The sequence below is a fragment of the Paraburkholderia sp. BR14374 genome, assembly GCF_040948685.1.
GTDB classification, from domain to species: Bacteria; Pseudomonadota; Gammaproteobacteria; order Burkholderiales; family Burkholderiaceae; genus Paraburkholderia; species Paraburkholderia youngii.
The window spans coordinates 120,934-142,737 of the sequence record NZ_JBFPKF010000010.1; the positions used below are offsets into that span (position 1 = coordinate 120,934).

14 protein-coding genes and 4 pseudogenes are annotated in these 21,804 nt (G+C 62.3%); 14 read left to right on the forward strand and 4 right to left on the reverse strand.

All coding sequences use genetic code 11. The features are described from left to right. Positions 1-388 precede the first annotated feature (388 nt). Together AB3X86_RS23120 and AB3X86_RS23125 are read right to left on the reverse strand one after the other, a co-directional pair. Positions 389-936: pseudogene (locus AB3X86_RS23120) on the reverse strand (substrate-binding domain-containing protein); the annotation flags it as partial. After that, positions 921-3,461 (reverse strand): DUF3772 domain-containing protein, encoded by a 2,541-nt coding sequence (locus AB3X86_RS23125; RefSeq protein ID WP_368597807.1) that lies wholly within the window; start codon positions 3,459-3,461, stop codon positions 921-923. The pseudogene AB3X86_RS23120 and the gene AB3X86_RS23125, both read right to left, overlap by 16 nt. A 923-nt stretch (positions 3,462-4,384) precedes the next feature. Here AB3X86_RS23125 and AB3X86_RS23130 point away from each other — a divergent pair. Both AB3X86_RS23130 and AB3X86_RS23135 read left to right on the forward strand, forming a co-directional pair. Further along, positions 4,385-4,567 (forward strand): hypothetical protein, encoded by a 183-nt coding sequence (locus AB3X86_RS23130; RefSeq protein WP_368597808.1) that lies wholly within the window; start codon positions 4,385-4,387, stop codon positions 4,565-4,567. 356 nt (positions 4,568-4,923) lie between these two features. Continuing rightward, positions 4,924-5,979 (forward strand): AI-2E family transporter, encoded by a 1,056-nt coding sequence (locus tag AB3X86_RS23135; protein ID WP_368597809.1) that lies wholly within the window; start codon positions 4,924-4,926, stop codon positions 5,977-5,979. 103 nt (positions 5,980-6,082) lie between these two features. Here AB3X86_RS23135 and AB3X86_RS23140 read toward each other — a convergent pair whose 3' ends face one another. Further along, positions 6,083-6,844: a TetR/AcrR family transcriptional regulator gene (locus AB3X86_RS23140; RefSeq protein WP_368597810.1), complete on the reverse strand. Its 762-nt coding sequence runs from the start codon at positions 6,842-6,844 to the stop codon at positions 6,083-6,085. Positions 6,845-7,063: 219 nt separating this feature from the next. Between AB3X86_RS23140 and AB3X86_RS23145 the strand changes: the two genes are divergently transcribed. The 7 genes from AB3X86_RS23145 to AB3X86_RS23175 all read left to right on the forward strand — a co-directional run bounded on the left by AB3X86_RS23145 (position 7,064) and on the right by AB3X86_RS23175 (position 16,990). After that, complete coding sequence (locus AB3X86_RS23145; RefSeq protein ID WP_176381923.1) at positions 7,064-7,252, forward strand: hypothetical protein; 189 nt, start codon at positions 7,064-7,066, stop codon at positions 7,250-7,252. A 69-nt stretch (positions 7,253-7,321) separates the two neighbouring features. Beyond that, a complete protein-coding gene (locus AB3X86_RS23150) occupies positions 7,322-8,446 on the forward strand; it encodes an efflux RND transporter periplasmic adaptor subunit (protein ID WP_368597875.1) in 1,125 nt (374 codons plus the stop codon). After that, on the forward strand, positions 8,443-11,616 hold the full coding sequence (locus AB3X86_RS23155) for an efflux RND transporter permease subunit (protein ID WP_368597811.1): 3,174 nt from the start codon (positions 8,443-8,445) through the stop codon (positions 11,614-11,616). The genes AB3X86_RS23150 and AB3X86_RS23155 overlap by 4 nt, the downstream gene beginning before the upstream one ends. Before the next feature lie 2 nt (positions 11,617-11,618). Beyond that, entirely contained in the window at positions 11,619-13,100 is a 1,482-nt protein-coding gene (locus AB3X86_RS23160; protein ID WP_368597812.1) for an efflux transporter outer membrane subunit, read from the forward strand. A gap of 164 nt (positions 13,101-13,264) precedes the next feature. Further along, entirely contained in the window at positions 13,265-14,686 is a 1,422-nt protein-coding gene (locus AB3X86_RS23165) for a paraquat-inducible protein A (RefSeq protein ID WP_368597876.1), read from the forward strand. After that, complete coding sequence (locus AB3X86_RS23170; protein WP_368597813.1) at positions 14,658-16,253, forward strand: intermembrane transport protein PqiB; 1,596 nt, start codon at positions 14,658-14,660, stop codon at positions 16,251-16,253. Before AB3X86_RS23165 ends, AB3X86_RS23170 begins: the two co-directional genes overlap by 29 nt. Next, entirely contained in the window at positions 16,250-16,990 is a 741-nt protein-coding gene (locus tag AB3X86_RS23175) for a membrane integrity-associated transporter subunit PqiC (protein WP_368597814.1), read from the forward strand. Before AB3X86_RS23170 ends, AB3X86_RS23175 begins: the two co-directional genes overlap by 4 nt. Before the next feature lie 68 nt (positions 16,991-17,058). Here the strand turns inward: AB3X86_RS23175 and AB3X86_RS23180 are convergent, their stop codons facing one another. Beyond that, entirely contained in the window at positions 17,059-17,814 is a 756-nt protein-coding gene (locus tag AB3X86_RS23180) for a TetR/AcrR family transcriptional regulator (RefSeq protein WP_368597877.1), read from the reverse strand. Between the two features lie 394 nt (positions 17,815-18,208). Here AB3X86_RS23180 and AB3X86_RS23185 point away from each other — a divergent pair, with 394 nt between their 5' ends. The 5 genes and pseudogenes from AB3X86_RS23185 to AB3X86_RS23205 all read left to right on the forward strand — a co-directional run bounded on the left by AB3X86_RS23185 (position 18,209) and on the right by AB3X86_RS23205 (position 21,754). Further along, on the forward strand, positions 18,209-19,219 hold the full coding sequence (locus AB3X86_RS23185) for a VOC family protein (RefSeq protein ID WP_368597815.1): 1,011 nt from the start codon (positions 18,209-18,211) through the stop codon (positions 19,217-19,219). A 41-nt stretch (positions 19,220-19,260) separates the two neighbouring features. Then, positions 19,261-19,814, forward strand: a pseudogene (locus AB3X86_RS23190) (fumarylacetoacetate hydrolase family protein); the annotation flags it as partial. Then, positions 19,811-20,283, forward strand: a pseudogene (locus tag AB3X86_RS23195) (AMP-binding protein); the annotation flags it as partial. The pseudogenes AB3X86_RS23190 and AB3X86_RS23195, both read left to right, overlap by 4 nt. Continuing rightward, positions 20,284-20,911: pseudogene (locus tag AB3X86_RS23200) on the forward strand (4Fe-4S dicluster domain-containing protein); the annotation flags it as partial. Between the two features lie 174 nt (positions 20,912-21,085). Then, a complete protein-coding gene (locus tag AB3X86_RS23205) occupies positions 21,086-21,754 on the forward strand; it encodes a TetR/AcrR family transcriptional regulator (RefSeq protein ID WP_368597816.1) in 669 nt (222 codons plus the stop codon). The last annotated feature ends 50 nt before the right edge of the window (positions 21,755-21,804 follow it).

Genomic DNA, 21,804 nt, shown 5'->3' on the forward strand with positions numbered 1-21,804 from the left:
GCGGTAGCTCGAGGCGGGTGCCAAGTCAATGCTCAGTACATTTATGCATGACGGGGTTCGCCACGCCCATTCGTCAAGATGACGCCCCCATATGTGCGCACCGCCATGACCACAGCGCGTGCGTCAGTGGGGCTGAACGGCGAAGCTGTGAAACTGCAGCGCCGTGGGCGACCCGCTGCTTGCCGAGAGCGATCCAGCCATAGGCTGGGCCTCCAACGAATCGCCCGGCCAGCAAACGCTTCAGCCGCGCCGTCGCGCGGCCGAAGCGTTGCCGAAAACGACGTTCGTATTGCCGCTAGCGGTCAAAGACACCGGTGCGGCTCCTACAATCCTGGCGTCGTCTGTGGCTCAGGGCGATGGCCGCGTGGGTGCTCGAGGCGCCGTCAGCTCACTTCTTCCCATCAATCACGGCGACCACCTCGTCGCGCGTGTACTCCTTGTTCGCCAGCGCACCGGCCGGCGTCTTCCCGCGCACCGCATCGAGTTCTTCCGGCTTCACTTCGAGCACCGGCATCCGGATATCGTGCGGCACCTTCTTGCCGGCCAGAATCTGCTGCGTCACCCAGAACGCGAACGCCGACGCGCCGGGCGGAATGGTCACCGACATCGTCTCGTAGCCGCTCTTCTTCTGATCGGCCCACCACGCGAGTTCTTCCTGACGGTTGCCGAGGATGATGATCGGCGTCGGCCGTCCCGCCGTCTTGATCGCCTGCGCGGCGCCGAAGCCGTCGCCGCCTTGCGTCACGACGCCGTCGATCTGCGGCAAGTCGGCAGAATGCCCGCGACCTGCTTTTCCGCGACCGTCTGCGTCCAGTCGCCGTGGACCGAGCCGACGATCTTCAGCCCGCCTGCGCAGGGCGTTTACCGGCGCTGATGGCTTTGTGCAGGCCGGTCGACTGACAATCCTCGCAAGACCTGCGCTACGCCTCGACGCTGCTCGCAATATTTCGCGTATTCGCCGGTACGCTCGTGGTGCCGGCTGACGAAGAACTGCTATGGTGCGGTCCACCCGCAGCCGCCCCAAGCCCATTGGGGAGGCAACCGCGCGGTGCATGGATCAAAACCGTTCGTGGGTTCGACAAAGGGATGTCCGCGCCACGGAGCCGCTTGAGGATGGCGAACAGGAGTTCGCTTTTGGTGTCGGCAGCGATCCTGGGGCTCCTCACATGCCCCGTAACGGTGAGCGTAATGCCTTCGGGCGTCAACTGACTGAACATGACGGATGGCGCCGGATGTGCCAGAACCGAAGGATGATCCCTGTAAGCATCGAGAAGAATGTCGCGGACTTGCTCCGGGTCGACGTCGAGGGCGAACGTGAGCACCAGGGAGGCGATACCCTGTGTGGTGTTTCCCATCGTGACGTTGCGCACGTTCTGCGAGATGAGCTGTGAGTTCGGCACGATCACAGTCGACTTGTCCGCAAGCTGGATCTGGGTCGCACGCACGCTAATGCGCCGTATGTCTCCCTCGATGCCGGCGATACTGATCATGTCGCCCACCTTCACCGGCCGCTCCGCGAGCAAGATTAGTCCGGAAATAAAGTTCTTTACGATTTCCTGCAGACCGAAACCGATTCCGACCGACAACGCACTGACTATCCACGCAAGGTTGTGCCATCTGACGCCTAGCACCGACAACGACTGCAGCATGACGAGCACGTAACCGATGTTCGCAAACAATGTGAGCAGCGACGCCCGCATTCCGGGACTCATTTCCGTCTTAGGCAGCAACTCTCTGTCTAACCATTTGCGCACGGACCGCACCAGATGGATTCCGACGCCGGCCGTGAGCACGGCGCTAAAGATGTGAGCGGGGACGATATTGAGCGCACGCAGCCGGTCGCCGCCCAGCACCTCGAGAATGCTGTCGATCAGGTCCGCGGGCGTTGTTCCGAGACCGCCTGTGAGCAGCGCAACGACTGCGGCGACGATGAGCGCGCTTCGGAAAACCCCGGTAAGCACTGTCGAAATCTGCGCGAGATGAGCGTTTTCGAGGCCAAACAGATGCTTGATCGCATTACCGCTTGCATGCGTCGGCGAAAAGATGCTTTCGCATACATCGCGCGTAAGCATCACCAGAAAATAGAGACTGCACAGAACGATATAGAACCACACGAGTTCGTAGGTCAGGAAACGCGCAACGGAAATGTATCCGAAGACCAATGCAGCCAGGGCGCCCACTACGACAACGCAGACAGCAGCGTGAATCAGACCCGCAACTGTTGACCGACCTTCCGGTGAATTTCCGGCTGCGGCCAGAGCGGTACGTACCCGGTTCGCATGAAGCAACGAAGCGCCGATGGCCAACGCGACGATCAACGCGACCAGACCGCGAGTGAAAATCGTGATTTGAAGGCTGGTGTCCACCGCTCTGTTGATCTGCTCTATCGCCCCTGAAAATAGCAGGAGCGCGGCCAATGTCCGTGGAAAAGATCTGAGCGCCTGCGCCACAGGATCAGCGATAGCAGGCAGGCGCCAGGTAGGATGCTCTGTACACAGGAACGCCCTGCCAAGTGCGAGGATCAACGCACAATTGACGATGTGCTTGACAAGCTCGTCAGTGAAGGTCTGCAGGGCGGGCGACAAGCTTTGTCGACCGCCAATGGCCACGCCGACCAGGTGTATTGCAACCACCGTGGTCGCAAGCGTCGCAAGTACGGTCGATATCGCGAAAGCACTGCGGCGCAGCCGTCCTTCCGGCAGACGGCGAACGCAAACCCATCCTAGCGTTCGCTCAAGAAGGCTGGCACCGACTGTTGCGCAGGCTACCGCGGCCAGCAGAAGGACCGTGGTGGCGAGGAAGCGTCCCGGTTGCCACATCGGTTGCATCTGCTTTTCGACCTGCTTTCCAAGCGCTCGCAGACTCTGATAGTCAGCCGCTTCCGGGTGAACCATGGGTGCCCAGAATGCAGTGCTCAGAATGCTGTCGGTGCGGAGCGCCAGTTGGTCTTTCAGATGTTCGTGGAGCAATCGTCCGATCTGTGCATCGACGTTGGCCAGATCGCCCTTAATGCTTCGCGCCTGCCTGAGCTGCGCATCAAGCCGCGTTTGCTGCGCCGTGAGGGCGTCGCGTTGCTGGGCGACGGCGGGTGTTTCGGACCTTGCACCGGCGATGGGTGCCGCGCCGAGCAAATCGAGCTGCGCGTGCGTCCGTTCGAGCTCGGGCTGCAGCGAGGTTGCGACCAATGTGTCGACGTCGTCGACCATGCGCCGGCTCAGCAAGTCCAGTTTGATCAGTTCTGCATCACCGGTTGCCCTCGACGCTCGCTGCCTGACCGCGTCTTCCCTGGCCTGAAGCGCATTGAGTGCTTCCGCCGCCTCAGAACCCACACCAGCGATGGGCGCGACGTACCCGCGGTCAGCCCCGGCAGACGGACCGCCCGCCGAGCATGCAACGGCCGGGACGAGGGCCCACAACGCAAGAACGATGAGGCGGAAAGTGACCAGAAGTACTTGTCGCATGGCTCGGCCAGGGAAGGAGACGCGCAAAACGTCATTGCCTGCCTCATGGCGCAGCAGGTGCCATCCACCGATGTGCCCATGCCGGTAGCGCAGGAGACGTTCGCTGTCCGATGTCTAAAGTGATTAGTATATCATCAGTGATATATAAACCATAATTGTAGCGAGCTCGCGACAAGCGCCCGTCGACGCAACGCGCGGTAACAGATCGTGGGGCGGTCGGCAAAAGAGTGCACTGCAGTACAAACATCCATACCGGCCTGAAAAAAACCGGCCACCTGAACTTTTTCGCCGCTAACTTCAAATATCCGATATCACGCCGCTGCCGGAAACGGGTTGGACTGACGATTGCTTTGCGGACGAGCTTCTCACGCCACCATATTGTTCAAACGCCTGTTGTTGGGCTTGCATCCGCGCCTTGGCACACGCAAAGTCCATTGGGTAGCCTGCGGCGGCGGTTGTTCTGTCCAGGTAGCTAGCACCCTGCGGCCGAACCGGGGCGTGCACTAGCTCGCTCATTGGCGAGCTGGTGATGTGTGCGAATGAGACAGCCGGTACGGTTAGCGCAGACGCGAGAACGGTACCCGGGATGAACTTTCTTGCCTTCACGATGATGGTCTCTCCACTAGCGCGTCGGACATAAGAGGACGCGGATTTCTGAAATAACGTGCTGGGGCAGCAAGCCGCCAGTTCGTTGAGCGAGAGTCTATCGAATCGCTAACCACTCACAAGCAACTGCACGGCAACGAACAGTTCCGCCGGGCGCAACCTTGCGACCTCCCACGGACGCCCATCGCCTCCTTCGTTGGCAAGATGGAAACACACAATTGCGAGCGTTCCTTCAAGGCCTACGGCACATATACTTCCCGCCGCCGTCATCTCATCCATCAGGTGCCGGATTCTTATTGTCGAGACAAGGAGTACTTATGGAAAAGCCATTCATCGCGAGGATCGGTAAAGAAAGACCAGAAAGCGCTCACCAGATCGTGCAGGCCGCGCTTCGCAGTGCAGCGACGGCGTCCACGCCCAACGGCGCCATCGACCTGCTTGGCGAGGCCCTGCTGGAGCTGGAGCGCCTGCTCGCACTGAATAGCGGGCAGATGCACTGAACTTCAGTGGCGCGCGCGGCTGCCCGAGAACACATGCAACGCTCCGGGGAGGTGTCAATGAACAGATCGCTTGCCGCACTGCTCCTGCCGTTAATCGTCGATGCCAATGCGGTTATCGCTGTCGTCAGGTATTCCGCATCTCCCGGAACAGGGCAGATCAGTTCACGATTGACGATCTATCCAATAATGATGATAATATCACTCATGCGGATTGCAGGTGTGTCGCCACTGTCATCACGCGGGGACGGCAAATGTGCGGCGATGACGGCAGGATAAGGGCAGCGCATGCGAGTCAGGCGAATTGTGCAGCGCCGCTCGCCTGCCGAACTGAGCTTTAACGCAGAAAGGTCTTACGTATGACTGTCTACCATCGCCAATCATTGTTCTGGGGAGCGGTTGCCCTGTCGGCTGGCATCCTGCTATGGGTCCTGCGTCCCGTCCTGACGCCGTTTCTGCTCGGTGCCATGATCGCGTACGTTTTGCAGCCAGGCGTGGAGTGGCTCGTACGGCATCGTGCACCCCGCGGTCTGGCGGCGTTCGTCATGATTTCCCTGTTCGCGTCGCTTGTTCTGCTGTTTGTTTTGCTGGTATTCGCGGTCATCCAGAGAGAAGGGCCCGAACTCGCAAAAGAGGTGCCCTCGTTGGCGGCCAAACTGGACGCTGCGCTGAAACCCCGGCTGGCTTTCCTCGGGATCAACCATTCGCTCGATCTTGAGCATGTTCGCGACGCATTGGCAGCGCGACTGACTTCAGGCGAACACGGCGCTGTCCTCGCTGTGTGGCAGTACTTGCGCACGAGCGGCAATGTGATGATCAGCTTGGTGGGCAATGCGGTGCTGGTGCCGGTCGTTCTTTTCTACCTTCTCTACGACAGGCATGAGGCGCTCGAGTGCATGGAGAGTTTTGTGCCGCGGCGCTGGCTCGGAAAAACTCGCCACTTCGTTGCGGAGATCGACCAGATGCTGGCGCAATATCTCCGTGGGCAACTGCTCGTCGTCGTGATACTTGCGGTGTTTTACCCCGCAGCGCTGGCGATCGCCGGGTTGGACATTGCGCTGCCTGTCGGCCTTCTCACTGCACTTGCTGTATTCGTGCCGTATATCGGCTTCTCCACCGCGCTGGTCCTTGCACTGCTCGCCGCGTTTCTGCAATTCGGGAACTGGTACGGCTTCGCAGCGGTGGCCGTCATATATGGAATCGGACAGATCCTCGAGAGTGTTGTTCTGACACCGAGGCTCGTTGGCGAGCGCATTGGCCTGCATCCGTTGGCGGTTATTTTCTCGTTGCTGGCGTTTGGGCAACTGTTCGGTTTCTTCGGCGTGCTGCTGGCGCTGCCGGTGAGTGCCGTCGTTGTTTCAGCGTTACGGGAACTACGGCGGGGCTATCTGGCAAGTGCGCTTTACCATGACTGATCGTTTTTAGACCAGCAGTAGTTGCGCACTGCGCCAGCAAACAGCGGATGATGCTCGCTTGCCTGCGAAGGCATGTGGCGCCGAGCCTGAAACCGCTGTCGCTTCAGATGGGCGCCGCTCGAGTGGGTGCAGGAAGTGGACGGCGAGCAATCTTTTCTGCTTCCGCGCGCTTGATGCCGAACGCCTGCAGCACGGTGGCCGCCGTGCTCTCGGCGAACTTTTCGTGCCTGGATCGAAGGGTCTTTCGTGCGCGAACCGCCCGGTTTGAAAATCCGGAGAAGTGAAGCTCAGCTGCTACCCCAGCGACAACAGTGCCGATCACGGAAAACACACACATCAGTTCGTCCGCGACCACGAAGCGTCGTTCCGAGATCCCTCTCTTCGTATCCCGCAGCAGCCGCTGACCCAGTCCCCTGCTCAGTACGCGCGTCGACAGCCCTTCGCGTATCAGGAGTTGCCCCCAAACGGGCTCCCGATACGCGCGTAAAAGCGTATGACGCACCGACACTGCAACCGCTTCCGCTGGGTCCGGCAATCCCGCGGCCAGGCGATCGAGCGTACCGGCGAATTCCTCGAACAGCCATTCGACAAGCGCCGCGAAGATCCCTTCCTTTGAGTCGAAGTAGTTGTAAAAGGACCCGAATCCCACGTCGGCGGCGTTCGTGATCTCGGTGATCGTGACGCCGTCCATCCCCTTCTGCGCCACCAGTTCGAACGCAGCATCGAGCAGACGAAGCCGCGTTTCGAGCTTGCGCCGGGCCACGCGCGGCGATCGTGCTGCGATGGGTTCACGGCCGGAATTGGATGGATTCGATCCCTTTTTGGGTTGCCGACGGTTCGTGCGCGAACTCGGAACGTTGGGCATGTCAACTCCTCCTCTGTTTGCAACAGATTGTAGATTTAAATCTCATAGTTGACAACATAATCAGAAATGGATTTAATGTCACCTGTGCGACGGCGGAAGCGGGAAAACGGCGGAACCGGGAAGCGGCGAACAAGTCTCCGGAGCGCTACTAGTTGCCCCGCGCCCAAGTCCGCACACGTCGTGCAGACGAGCGCGTGCATCAGCGAATGTGCCTGTCAAATGGCGCAGACCCGCTTCGAGGCACGTGTTGCTTACCCGATGCGATGGTCTGTCAAGGAACTTGTGCCGCCGTTCCATCGGGTCATCAAAGAGGATCAATTCCGCATCAATGGCTTTGTTTTCGCGTTACTGGCAACGCACGTCCCGCAGGCGCGGCTGGCCATCGGCGCGGACGACTTTTCCACCTGACTTCATCACCTGCCTTGTGTGAACATCGTGAAACATTCCGGTCTTGTCGCGCTGAAACGAGTGCGCTCCCTGTTACCTTGCTTCTTTCCATCCACACGCAAGGCAACTATCGTCCTTGCGGCGTGCAGCGCCATCGTCCTTGGCGCATGCCACCAGCGCGACCCGGTGGTCGCCGAGGTTAAGCCCGTCGTTGCGCTTGCGGTTCACCCGGATGAGCGCGTCGATAGCACCTCGCTGCCCGCACAGGTGCAGGCGCGCTATTCCACGCCTCTGTCGTTCCGGGTGGGAGGCAAGGTCATCGAGCGCCGAGTGCATATCGGCGATACGGTCAAGGCGGGACAGACCGTTGCACTGCTAGATCCGACGGATCTGCAGAACAACCTCGTCAATGCGCGCGCGCAACTCGATGCGGCTGAGCATCGCCTTGTCTTCGCGAAGCAGCAGCTCGACCGCGATGAGGCGCAGGCGCGCGCAAACCTGATCGCGCCGTCGCAGCTTGAGCAAACTCAGGATGCCTACGCTTCCGCACTCGCACAGCGCACTTCCGCTCTCGCGCAGATGGCGCTCGCGACGGATCACCTGCGCTACGCGACGCTGACCGCGGACCACGACGGTGTCATCACATCGGAGGATGCGGATACCGGCCAGAACGTTCAGGCAACGCAGGCTGTGTATCACCTCGACTGGACCGGCGAGGTCGATATCGTTTGCGACGCTCCCGAAAGGACCGTGAGCTCCCTGGCCGTCGGCAGCAAGGCGCGCGTCACCTTGCCAGCGCTGCCCGGCAAGACGTTTGAAGCGCAGGTACGCGAGGTGTCGGCGGCGGCCGACCCCGAAAGCCGCACGTGGCGCGTGAAGCTCACGCTGACTGCGCCGGGTCCCGACGTGCGTCTTGGCATGACCGCGAATGTGGCATTCAGCTCAGCCGACGATCTCGGTGCCGGCCAGGTCTTTACGCTCCCGGTGACGGCGCTCTTTCACAAGGGTGATAACCCGGCCGTGTGGGTCGTGCGTAAAGGCAGCGACACGCTCGAGTTGCGCCCCGTCACGATTCAGCGGTATGACGAGCGCACGGTTTCGCTCAGTGCGGGGCTGCACGATGGCGATCGGGTGATCCTCCAGGGGGTGCATGCCGTGAGCTCCGGGCAGCAAGTTCAAGTGGTGCCTCCGCTGCATCAGGAGGGCTCGGTATGAACGCGCGCGACAACGAGACTTCGGTCGAACGGGCGCCGGCGAATGCTTCTGGCGAGGAACGCGCGAGCGGTACGGGCTTCAACCTCTCCGCGTGGGCGCTGACGCACCAGCAGCTCGTGATCTTTCTGATCGGGCTCGCCACGCTGTTCGGCGTGATCGGCTACACGCACCTCGCGCAATCGGAAGATCCGCCCTTCACGTTTCGCACGATGGTGATCAAGACGTACTGGCCGGGCGCGACCGCCCGCGAAGTGCAGGAGCAGATCACCGACCGCATCGGCCGCCAGTTGCAGGCGGCGCCGTATGTGGACAACATCAAGAGCTACTCGCGGCCCGGCGAGTCGATGATCTTCTTCGCGATGAAGGACTCGGCGCCGGTCAAGGAGGTGCCCGAGACCTGGTACCAGGTTCGCAAGAAAGTCGGCGACATCCAGGCGACGCTTCCGAAGGGGACGGTCGGACCGTTCTTCAACGACGAATTCGGCGACGTCTATACCAACATCTATGCGCTCGAAGGCGACGGCTTCTCACCGGCGCAACTGCACGACTATGCGGATAAGCTGCGCACGGTGCTGTTGCGGGTGCCCGGCGTTGCGAAGGTCGACTACTTCGGCGACCCCGATCAGCACATCTTCGTCGAGATTTCGAATGCGCAACTGACGCGTCTTTCGATCACGCCGCAGCAGCTTGCTCAGGCGATCGACGCGCAGAATGCCGTCGCGCCTGTCGGCACGATCACCACGGCGGACGACCGCGTATTCGTGCGTCCGAGCGGCGCGTTCAAGGACGAGCGCGCGCTTGCGGACACGCTGATCACCGTCAACAAGCGCTCCTTCCGCCTCGGCGACATTGCGACGATCAGGCGCGGTTACGACGATCCGCCCGTCACGCAGATGCGCGTCGGCGACCAGGCGGTGCTCGGCATTGGTGTGACGATGCAAAAGGGCGGCGACGTCATCGACCTCGGTCGCGCGCTCGACGCGAAGACTGCCGAACTGCAGGCAACGCTGCCGGCGGGTCTGAAGCTCGTGCCGGTTTCGAGCATGCCGCACGCGGTCAAGCACTCCGTGGACGAATTCGTGCGTTCGGTCGGAGAAGCCGTCGCGATCGTGCTGGTCGTGAGCCTCGTTTCGCTCGGTCTGCGCACGGGCATGGTGGTGGTGATCACGATCCCGATCGTGCTTGCCGTGACCGCGCTGTGCATGCATACCTTCGGTATCGGGTTGGACAAGGTTTCGCTTGGCACGCTCGTGCTCGCGCTCGGGCTGCTGGTCGATGACGCGATCATTGCCGTCGAAATGATGGCGGTGAAGCTGGAGCAGGGCTGGAGCCGCATGCGCGCGGCGGCGTTTGCGTATTCGAGTACCGCATTTCCGATGCTGACCGGCACCCTCGTGACGGTCTCGGGCTTTTTGCCGATCGCGCTGGCGAAATCGAGCACGGGTGAGTACACCCGCTCCATCTTCGAGGTGTCGGCCATCGCGCTGATCGTCTCGTGGTTCGCGGCGGTCGTGCTGGTGCCGCTGCTCGGCTTTCATATGCTGCCCGAGCGCAAGGCTCACGCCGGGGCCGGGCACGACCATGAGCACGCCGTCTACAACACCGGCTTCTACCGACGCCTGTCGGGCTGGGTCACGTGGTGCATCGAGCGGCGCTGGATCGTGCTCGGCGTCACCTGCGGCCTGTTCGCGCTCGCCATGGTTGCGTTCACGCGCGTGCCGCAGCAGTTCTTCCCGAACTCCGAGCGTCCTGAATTGCTGGTCGACTTGAGGCTGCCTGAAGGCGCTTCGTTCGAGGCGACGCTGCGTGAATCGAAGCGCCTCGAGAAGGTTCTCGATGGCAAGGCCGGAATCGACCACTACGTCGACTTCGTCGGCACGGGTGCCCCGCGCTTTTATCTCCCGCTCGACCAGCAGCTCCAGCAGCCCAATTTCGCGCAGTTCGTGATCACGGCCAAAGACGTTGAAACACGCGAGGAACTGATGCGCTGGCTCGACGCGAAACTGGAGAAGGACTTTTCCGGTGCTCGCACACGTGTCGCACGGCTCGAGAACGGTCCGCCTGTTGGCTTTCCGATCAAGTTCCGCGTGAGCGGTGACGACATCGCGACGGTGCGATCGATCGCGGATACGGTCGCGGAAAAAGTCCGTGCCGATTCGCGCACGCGCAACGTCCAGTTCGATTGGGACGAGCCGGCCGAACGCTCGATTTCGTTCGAGATCGACCAGAACCGCGCGCGCCAGCTTGGCGTCACGTCAGCGGACGTTTCCAGCTTCCTGGCCATGACGCTGTCCGGCTACACCGTCACGCAGTACCGCGAGCGCGACAAGCTGATCAACGTCGATCTGCGAGCGCCGAAGAGCGAGCGCGTCGATCCCGCCAAGCTCACGAGCCTTGCAATTCCGACACCGAACGGCCCGGTTCCGCTCGGCTCGCTCGGACACGTGCGCGACACGCTCGAATATGGCGTGATCTGGGAGCGTGACCGCCAACCAACCATCACCGTGCAGGCCGACGTGCGCGGCGACGCGCAGGGCATCGACGTGACACACGACATCGAGAACGCACTCACGGCTGTGCGCGCAAAGCTCCCCGTGGGCTACCGGATCGAGGTGGGCGGGGCGGTCGAGGAGAGCGTGAAGGGCCAGACGTCGATCAATGCGGAAATGCCGCTGATGATCATTGCGGTGCTGACGCTGCTGATGATCCAGCTGAAGAACTTCGCGCGCACCTTCATCGTCGTGCTGACCGCGCCGCTGGGTCTCATCGGCGTCGTGACAGCGCTGCTGCTGTTCGGCAAGCCGTTCGGCTTCGTCGCGCTCTTGGGCGTGATCGCGATGTTCGGCATCATCATGCGCAACTCCGTGATTCTCGTCGACCAGATCGATCAGGACATCGCGGCGGGGCACCCGCGCTTCGACGCCATCATCGGCGCAACGGTGCGACGTTTCAGGCCGATCATGCTGACGGCCGCCGCCGCCGTGCTCGCGCTGATTCCGCTGCTGCGCTCGGGCTTTTTCGGGCCGATGGCGACTGCGCTGATGGGCGGCATCACCGTGGCCACATTGTTGACCGTGTTCTTCCTGCCGGCACTCTACGCGACCTGCTTCAGGGTCCGTCGTGACGAGCGCGGCGAGCAACCGGTCGTCGTCGAGCATACGGAGGTTTGATCATGAGCTTTACTTACAAGGCATCCGTGTTTGCGGCGGCCGCGTCGTTCGCGATGACGGCGTGTTCGTTCGGGCCCAGCGGCGAGCCGCCGGCGATGCCGTCTCCCGAGCATTACGGTGCGCAGGCGCAGCCTGCGAAGACGGTGGCAGCGGGCGGCGTTGCGCAGACCTTCGATGTCGGCGCCACGCCGGGGCCGCAATGGTGGCGGCTCTACCACTGTGCCGCGCTGGACGCACTCGTCGACGAAGGACTGCGCAACAGCCCGACGCTTGCGGCAACGCAGCGTACGCTCGCATCGGCGCAGGAGCAATTGCGCGCGCAGATCGGCTCATCGACGCTGCCATCGATCGACGGCGCAGCGCAGGTGCAGCGCGCCCGTTCACCGGTCGCGCCCCAGCTTGGCCTGCCCGAGCAGGTGCAATACAACTTCTTTGCCGGGCAGCTGCAAGCGCATTACACGTTCGACCTGTTCGGCCAGACGCGCTATGCGAACTCCGCGAGCGCTGCCCGTGTGAATGTGCAGGCGTTCGAGCTGGAAGCGTCGCGCCGTGCGCTCGCGGCAAACATCGTGGCAGCCACGATCAACGTGGCGGCCCTCGACCGGGAGATTGCACTCACCGAGCGGCTCGCCGCCGTATCGAACGATGCGGCGAACGAAGACGCGCAGCGCTACGCGCTCGGCTCGGTTTCGCGAGCCCAGGCGTTCGAGTCGAAACAGGACGCGGCCTCCATCGCGGCGAGCTTGCCCGCGCTGCGTCAGCAACGCGCGACCGCGGTTCATGCACTCGCGGTGCTGATTGGCCGTACACCGGACAATGCCCCGAGCGTGCCGGATCTGGACAGCCTGTCGCTGCCCGAGCACGTGCCCGTCGCCGTGCCTTCGGACCTGTTGCGCTCGCGCCCGGACATCCAGGCAGCCGACGCGGCCGTCAAGGCCGCAGCCGCCGACGTGGGCGAGGCAACGGCGCAACTCTTCCCGAGCCTGTCGCTGACGGGCGCGATGGGGCGCGGCGGCTTCAGCTGGCCGGCAGTCGTTTCGGGTGCGGGCGGGCTGTGGGCCATCGGAGCGAGCCTTTCGCAGCCGATCTTCCATGGCGGCGCGCTGTTCGCGCAACGCCGCGCGTCGATCGATGCGTACGACGCCGCCGTGCTGCACTACAAGGCGACCGTGCTGTCTGCGTTCGAGGACGTGGCGAATTCGCTCGCCGCGCTGGATAACGACGCACAGACTCTGGCGTCGAGCGAAGCCGCCGCCGATGCCGCGCGCACGGCATTCGACGACACCGCGTCGCGCCACCGCATGGGCTCGCTGCCTTCGGCGGCAACGCACGCCAGCGAATCGCGCTACCTGAACGCGCAAATCGCAGCAGCACGCGCCGCAGGTCAGCGCATGGGCGATACGGCGGCGCTTTTCCAGGCGATGGGAGAACTGCCCGACGCCCAGCAAGCGACCGCATCGACTGCAAAGACCGGGCGCTCGTGACACACGAGGGCGATCCAGCGGGACCGCCCTCGCCGTTCAGCAGTGGCTCGAGCCACGTCGATAGCCGTTGGACCCACATCGATTGCCGGCTGGATCCGCGCCGCAACGCGCGGTCTGGGCCTGCTGTGAGTGTGAATGCCCGCGGTTTTCCGCTTTATTTTCGTATGGGTTACCAAAGACTGATTGTCTGCCACGAATGCGACCTGTTGTTTCGCAAGCCCGCTGCCGCGAAAAGACACCGCGCGGCCTGCTCGCGATGCGGTGCGGGCTTCGCAGCGCTACCGGGTTGCGCATTGTCGCTCGACTGGATTTGCGCTGTGACGCTCGCCGCGTTGATCGTTTTTTGTATCGCGCAGAGTTTCCCGCTCATCGAAATGCACGCGAACGGCATGACGTCCGAGGCGACGCTGTTTGGCGCCGTGCGCTCGCTGTGGTTCGGCGACATGCGTGTCGTCGCGGTGATGGTGTTGTGCTCGGCGGTACTTTTTCCGTTGATCGAATTGCTCGCATTGCTCTACGTGCTGGTGCCGCTGCGGTTGGGTATACGGCCACCCCGTTTCAATGCGATGGTGCGTCTCGTGCAGATCGTCCGGCCGTGGGGCATGGTTGAAGTGTTCATGCTCGGCGTGCTGGTGACGATCGTGAAGATGGTCAGCATCGCGCAAGTGATCCCGGGACCGGGGTTGTTCGCATTAGGCACGCTGACCGTCATGCTGGGCGTGGTTGCTTCATTCGACCCGAGCGGGCTTTGGGCGATCAGTGAAGAAATCAGGCGCTCGCGAGTGGCGGACATTCGGTGGTCGAAGGTGAGCACCGGGCGAGAGCGGTTCATGCGGCCCTCGGGGGCGCGCAAAGCCAGTTCGTCGACCGCCATCACGGCACGGCGAGCCGGACTTGCCGGCTGTCACGCATGCGGACTCGTTCAGACGCGTAGCGAACGGGATGCCCACCAGCGCTGCACCCGATGCCAGCATGTGCTGCACGAACGCAGGCCCGACAGTCTCACGCGGACGGCCAGTCTGCTTCTTGCCGCCGCGATTGCCTATATTCCGGCGAATCTGCTGCCGATCATGCACGCGTCATCCGTGGGCGGCTCGGAAGACGACACGATCCTTGGCGGCGTGGCGTATTTCTGGACCTCGGGAGACTGGCCGCTCGCTGTCGTCGTCTTCATCGCCAGCGTTCTCGTGCCGGTTCTGAAGCTCGTTGTTCTCACGCTTCTCACAGTGGCCGCTTCGCGCGGTTCGGGCTGGCGCGCTCGTGAAAGAGCGACCCTGTACCGGCTCGTCGAGCGCATTGGCCGGTGGTCGATGCTCGACGTGTTCGTCGTTGCACTGACAGTCACACTGGTGCATTTCGGCTCGCTCGCCGTCATCACTGCTGGACCGGCCGCCCTCGCTTTCGGAGCGGTTGTGATCCTGACCATGCTTGCATCGCATCAATTCGATCCTCGGCTCATCTGGGACAACGTGGGTCCGGGGCCGCGTGCCGCTTTAACTGCGAACGATGAAGCTCTAGCTGCTCCTCTCTTGAAAAACCGAATTCCTGAAAAAGACGATGCATCTTTCCAATCTATCCAGACCTGACATCAAGCCGCGCAAGCGTTGGCTGCCATCCCTCATATGGTTAGTGCCCCTGATCTCGGCATTGATCGGTGTTGCTCTGGTGGTCAAATCCGTTGCGGAAAAAGGACCCGTCGTGACGGTCACCTTCAATAACGCCGAGGGTATAGAGGCGGGCAAGACGAAGGTCAAGTACAAGGACGTTGAAATCGGTGTCGTGCAAGGCGTCGCGTTGTCCGCGGATTTGCGGCACGTTATCGCGAGTATCCAGTTGAGCAAGGACGCAGAGAAGTTTGCCACGCAAGGCACGCGGTTCTGGGTGGTACGCCCGCGCGTCGGCGCCAATGGCATCTCCGGCCTCAGTACGCTGCTTTCGGGCGCCTACATCGGCGTGGACATCGGGCGCTCGACCGAGAGGCAAACCGCCTTCCTCGGTCTTGAAAGTCCGCCTATTGTCACCACGGGACAACCGGGGCATCAGTACACGCTGCGAGGCGACTCGCTGGGCTCGGTCGATATCGGCGCCCCCATCTTCTACCACCGTATCCAGGCGGGTCAGGTGATCGGTTACTCGCTCGATCCTCACGGCGCGGGCGTCATCGTGAATGTGTTCGTGAATGCACCGTACGACCAGTACGTTGGTACCAATACGCGGTGGTGGCATGCAAGCGGCGTCGATCTGCGTCTTGACTCCAACGGGCTGAAGCTCAATACGCAATCGCTCGCGACTGTCGTCGTCGGAGGGCTGGCATTCGAGTCTCCGGCCGGGCAGGACGCGGGCCGACCGGCGGCAGACAAGGCGGAGTTCCGGCTCGCCGCGGATGAATCGGACGCCATGCGCGAGCCCGACGGCCTGCCGCTCAACGTGGTCATGCGCTTCAATCAGTCTTTGCGCGGACTGTCCGTTGGCGCACCCGTCGATCTTCGCGGGATCGCGCTGGGGCAGGTGACGGAGATCGGCATCGAGTACGACGAAAAGCGCAAGAGCTTCAGCATGAAGGTGGCGATGGCGCTTTACCCCGACCGGCTCAGCCGGCGCTCCAGCGAAGCACTGCCGGCGCCGGACACGCCTGGCGGGCACGAATTGTTGCAACACCTGGTGACGGAAGGGCTGCGCGGGCAATTGCGGACCGGCAATCTCCTGACGGGACAGTTGTATGTTGCGCTGGACATGTTCCCGAAAGCGCCTCGCGCGACGGTGGACGTGCATAGCAACCCGATCGAACTGCCGACCGTGCCGAATACGCTCGACGAGCTGCAGGTGCAGATTGCGGACATCGCAAGGAAGCTGAACCAGGTGCCGTTCGACCGGATCGGCGCGAACCTCGACGGTGCCCTGGCGAACGCCAGCAAGCTGTTCGGACATATGGACACGGAGGTTGTGCCGCAGGCACGCGACACGCTCGCCGCCGCGCAAAAGACATTCGCGACTGCGGAATCGACACTCCGGCAGACTGCGCCGATGCAGTCGGACGTTCAGGACGCCATGCAGCAGCTCACGCGCACGCTGCAATCGCTCAATGCGCTCTCCGACTACCTGGAGCGGCATCCACAGGCGCTACTGTTTGGCAAGAAAGGAGACCAGCAATGATCGCGAGGCAATCCCGCTCGTCCCGCACCATGATGAGGACACTCGTCTCTGTCGTCGGGCTGGCCGTTCTGACGGCGTGCGCATCACCGGCGACGCGCTTCTATACGCTCGGAACGGACGCAGAGCCGGCTGTCGCGAAGAGTGTGACAAGCCCCGCTTTGCGGATCGATGTACGCCCGGTAAAAGTGCCGGCCGCAGTCGCCCGAAGCCAGCTTGTGGTGCAGGTCAATGCGGCCCAGGTGCAGGTGCTTGAAGACGACCAATGGTCGTCGGCGCTTCCGGACGAGATTCGCTATGCACTCGTGGCTCGCGTGAGCCAACAGGCCGCCGCATCCGCTGCCAGCGCGATTGGGCGTGGCGATGCGGTTCCTGTCTATCAGATTGGCGTCGATGTTCAGCGCTTCGAATCGTGGCCCGGTTCACATGTGCTGATTGACGCCGTGTGGGGAGTGAGCGGGTCTGCGGGCCAGCAGACGCTGGCTTGCCACAGCACTGTGACGGAGCCCGTGTCTGGCGGATACCAGGGCATCGTCGAGGGGCATCGTCGTGCGATCAATGCGATTGCTGACCAGATAGCCGAGGTCGTGCGCGCCTCCGCGGCGACCGCGGTGGATCGGCCGTCTGGCCTTACGGGTGGGCTCGGCGGAACGGGAATGACAACGCTGTCCTGCCCGCCATTTTCAGGCGGTGCGCAAACCGAGGTAAACAGGCCGGCGGCTCCGCGCTCCGGCGGATAGATTCGCAGCCCGTCGCCAGTCGGGACAGGGACCGATCGCCAGAGACGTTCCGCTCACGACTGGCGACCTCAAGCTGCCTCGTCGGCTACCTCGACGACCGGCAGTGGACGCGCGGCAATCTTTTCCGCCTCTGCGCGCTTCAGGCCGAGTATCTGGAGCAACATGGCTGCCGTGCGCTCGGGAAAGTGCTCGCCGCTGAAACCCAGCTCCTTCAGCATATCTGCGGCACTTGCGCCCGGCGCGACATAGTTCAGTTCGGCCGCGATGGCAGACAGAACGGTGCCGCCCACCGCGAGATAGCCGATAAACGGGTCGGCAACGACAAATCGCTTTGCCGCAATGCCGTTTCGAATGTCGCGCATGAGCCGCTGAGCCAGCCCACGACTCAGCGCAGGCGCCGAAAACCCTTCGCGAATCAGAAAGCGTCCCCACACCGGATCGTGCCGCGCTCGCAGGATAGTGTGGCGCACCGAGACGGCCACCACTTCCGCGGGATCGGTGATGCCTCCCGCGAGGCGATCCAGCACGTTCGCAAACTCTTCGAATACGTTGTCGACGAGCGTCGCGTAGATCGCTTCCTTCGACTCGAAGTGGTTATAGAAGGAGCCAAAGCCGACATCGGCGGCCTCGGTGATTTCATTGATCGCCACGCCCTCCATGCCCCTTTCGGCCATCAGCCTGAGGGCTGCGTCGAGCAGACGCGCGCGCGTCTCACGCTTGCGGCGGGCGCCGCGAGGCTCTTTTTCTTCGATGACGGGAGCCGGGGAGGCGGACGCCTTAGCCGGCGAGCGCCTGGCTGGCGCGCGCTTTGTCGTGGTTGTCATGATGGATCCAGTTCTGGTCATAGCCACAGTATAGATTCGAATGTCTTTATTGACAAAACGATCAGTAATGAGTTTAATGTCATAGACGGCGGCAAAAGCCGGTCTTACTAGAACAGACGGAGTGACTGTGGAGACAGCAAACAGAACCGGCATTGCGCCCAGCGGCCGGCATCACCTTACCCAACGGCCCATCCGGGCTTTAGGGCCCGCCATCGATCCCGCGTCCGCAAATTGCCCATCTAGTGAGGCCGCCAGCGCCCGCGTGCTCGCGCGGTGCGGCGCGCCAGCCCTGCGCGCGGCTTCATCGATCCTAACTGCCTGATCACCGTTCACCACGAAAGTGACCACTGCACAGCCGGCTCGTCACCCGAATCCAACGGCGAAAGCGACCGCATTGGCCTATCTGATGTTCGATCGGCCGGACCTCGAGAAAGCTGAACGGTTTCTCAACGACTTTGGGCTTCGAACGGTCACGCGTGGCGAAGAGATGCTGCTCCTGCGCGGTACAGGGGCGTCGCACTTCTGTTACGTCGTGCGAAAGGCGCCCAAGGCGAGATTTGTCGGCTTTGGCCTGGGGGTCGGCAGCGTAGCCGAACTGGATGCGCTCGCCAGGCTGCCGGGCGCGTCGGAGGCGAAGGCCTCCACGCTGCCGGGCGGCAGCTACGTGGTGCAGTTGGAGGATCCGTCGGGGTTCCGTGTCGATGCGGTCTGGGGCCAGGCGCCCGCCACTGCGTTGCCGCACCGGCTGCCGTTGGCGTTCAATTCCGTCGATGCCGCGGTTCGCATCAACGGCACGCAGCGTCCCCCCGAGGGCGCTCCTGAGATCATCAGGCTTGGGCACGTGGTGCTGGAACTGGCCGATTATCAGGACACCTGTGCGTGGTACACGCGCCATTTCGGCTTCATCCCGAGCGACGTGCAGGTGTTGCCCGATGGGTCACCGGCTGTCGCTTTCATGCGGCTCGATCTCGGCGACAAGCCCGCCGATCATCACACGCTCGCGCTTGCACAGAGTTTTGAGCCGAAATACAGCCATAGCGCCTTCGAACTCGTTGATGCGGACGCGGTCGGCATGGGCCAGCGTGTTCTGCGCAAGGGCGGATGGACGCACGCGTGGGGCATCGGCCGACATATCCTCGGCAGTCAGATTTTCGACTACTGGCAAGACCCGTGGGGAGACAAGCATGAGCACTACTGCGACGGTGATCTTTTCACCAGCGAAGCCGACACGGGAATCCATGCCGTGAGCCGCGAGGCGATGGCCCAGTGGGGGCCGACGATGCCGAGCAGCTTCACCAAGCCCCGATTGGCGCTTGCGAGCATCGCGGCGCTGATCGCAAACCTGCGCCGAAGCCCCGACGTCACGTTAGCGCGGCTTCGCGCACTGTTGAAGATCTTTGCCTGACGCACCTCTTTACCGAATCCGGAGACAGCCAAAATGGCAATTCACTGGACGGCCCCACGATTCCCGAAGCGGACGTGCAATGGCTGTCGCGCCTGACGGCCAATCAGCAGTTCAGCTGCCAGGGCGCGAACTACCGCCAGCACATGATCGAATGCGGCATGGACCCTTTCGGACGTTCGGCCCGGTCGGCCCGTATCTTTGCCTGCTCGAAAAGCACGATATGCCGAAGCTCGAACAGCTCGTGCTGACGCTGACTGTCAACGGAACGGTTCGACAGAACGACTCGACCCCGGGTCTCGTGTACGGTCCGGCGGAAACGTTGACCGAACTGTCCGGCGTTCAGGACCTGCACGCCGGGGATCTGCTTGCAACAGGTACGCCGTCCGGTTGCGCGCTGATGATTCCGTCGCCGGAAAAGCAACGCGCTGCGGCACAACTGCCCGAAGCGGAGAAATGGCGTCTCTTCCTCGCGCTGCAAGCGGAGCGACCGCAGTACCTTCAGATTGGCGATGTGGTCGAAGCACGTATCGTTAGCGAGGATGGCTCGATCGATCTCGGTACCCAGCGCAACGTCGTCGTCGCAGAGGCCGCATGAAAGCCGTCGCTAACGAGCAGGGTGTCCTCGCTATCGAATCGCGGGCGCAACCGGCGGAACTTCCGTCGAGCACCTACGAAATGATCTGCCGGGGCGCCGCGATCAATCCATCGGCACCCGCGCTCTCGTTCTTCACAACCGCGGACGACTACGCGAGCCCGAAGTGCTGGACTTACAGCGAACTGGTGCGCGACATCACGCGCACGGCGAACATGTGGTCACGACTGGGTGTGCAGCGAGACACGGTGGTCGCCTATGTGTTGCCGAATCTGCCCGAAACGCACTTCGTGGTGTGGGGCGGCGAGGCGGTCGGCATTGTCTGCGCGATCAATCCACTGCTCGAAAGCGACGCAATAGGCGGGCTGCTCATGCCTCAGGCGTGAGTGTGCTTGTCACCTTGGCGCCGCACCCCGGCATAGACCTGTGGCCGAAAGTGCAGGCGATCTTGCACAAGCTTGCGTCGCTCAGGCGCGTCGGCGGCGATGCGGTCCGCAAGCGCTCCGACGGCATCGTCATCATCGATCCGGAGAAGGCGCGAGGGCGCAAGGACATCGTCAAGTCGTGCCCGTACAAGGCGATCGTCTGGAACGAGGAACTGCAAGTGCCGCAGACGTTGATCTTCGATGCACATCTGCTCGACCAGGGCTGGCAGCATCCGCGCTGCGAGCAGGTTTGCGCCACTGGCGTCTTCGAGACCGTCAAGCTCGACGATGCGGCCATGGCGGAAAAGGCCCGACGTGAAGGGCTCCAGGTATTGCGGCCCGATCTCGAAACAAAGCCTCGCGTCTGGTATGGCGGCTTCAAGCGCTGGAAAAGCTGTTTCATAGGTGGCAGCATCAGTGCCACGGTCGGCGGCGCAGTTGAATGCGTCGCTGATGCAGCGGTTGTCCTCTACGCCGGCGATCAACGCGTTGCAGACACTCTTTCGGACGCTGTCGGCGACTTTCGCTTCGGTGGTCCCGAGAAAAATAGTGGCATGTACCGGATCGAGATTCGTCACGCGCGAGGCAATGCAACGCGCGTGTGCGGTCGGCGAAAGTGTGTACCTGGGAGAAGTCAGCCTCGCGCTGACGGCCAGCGAGCTGGAGGCTAACTGAAGCGTCGCTCGCGCCCTCAATTTCTGTATTGACATAAATATCAATTATGAGTCTAATGTCTAACATACGCTGTGGAGCATGAGCCGGTCTCAGCGGGGCCACCGAGTAACGGCGATTTCACAGCTTCGTCTTGCGCAGACGATCACGGACAGAGAGATCGCCTCGAGCCACGCCATGAAGAACGAACGCCTGAGCCACGCGCGCAGAAAAGAGCAGACCCGGGAGCGCCTGTATGGTGCCGCAAGGACCATGTTCCTCGGGAAGGGCTTCGCAGCGACGAGCGTGGAGGACATCGTCGAGGCCGCCGGGTACACGAGGGGCGCGTTCTACTCCAATTTCAGAAGCAAACACGAGCTGCTGACGGAACTGTTGCGGCGCGACGTCGAAGCGGCGCATGCGGATCTGCGGGCGATCTTTCAAGATGCTGGCACGCCTGAGCAAGCGACCGCGCGCGTGATTACGAATCTTGTCCGTTTCTGGCGTGAGCGTGAATGCTTTCCGCTTTGGGTCGAGGCGTACCTCCTCGCACGCCGCGACAGCATCTTTCAGGAGCGGCTTCATGGGTTGCGACGCGAGAAGCTTTTGCAGGTCAGCGCCCATATTCAAACGCTCCTGAGGGAAAGCGACAGCGCATTGCCGCTGCCGTCGGATGCGTTGGCGCTCTGCCTCGTGAGCCTTTGCGAAGGCATGCAGCTTTTTAACCTGTGCTATCCGCAGAGTGTGATCGACCAGTTGGGTCAGACAGTGCTAGCGCAACTTGCTTCGTCCGTACCGTATCGGCAGTCAATTCAAAAAACACCGCCGATGGGATGGCACGAGTGCTGCACTCTCGAGAATCGTTGAACGAGGTCGCAAAGGGTCGCGATTGCAATACGTCCAGATGCCCGAAACGT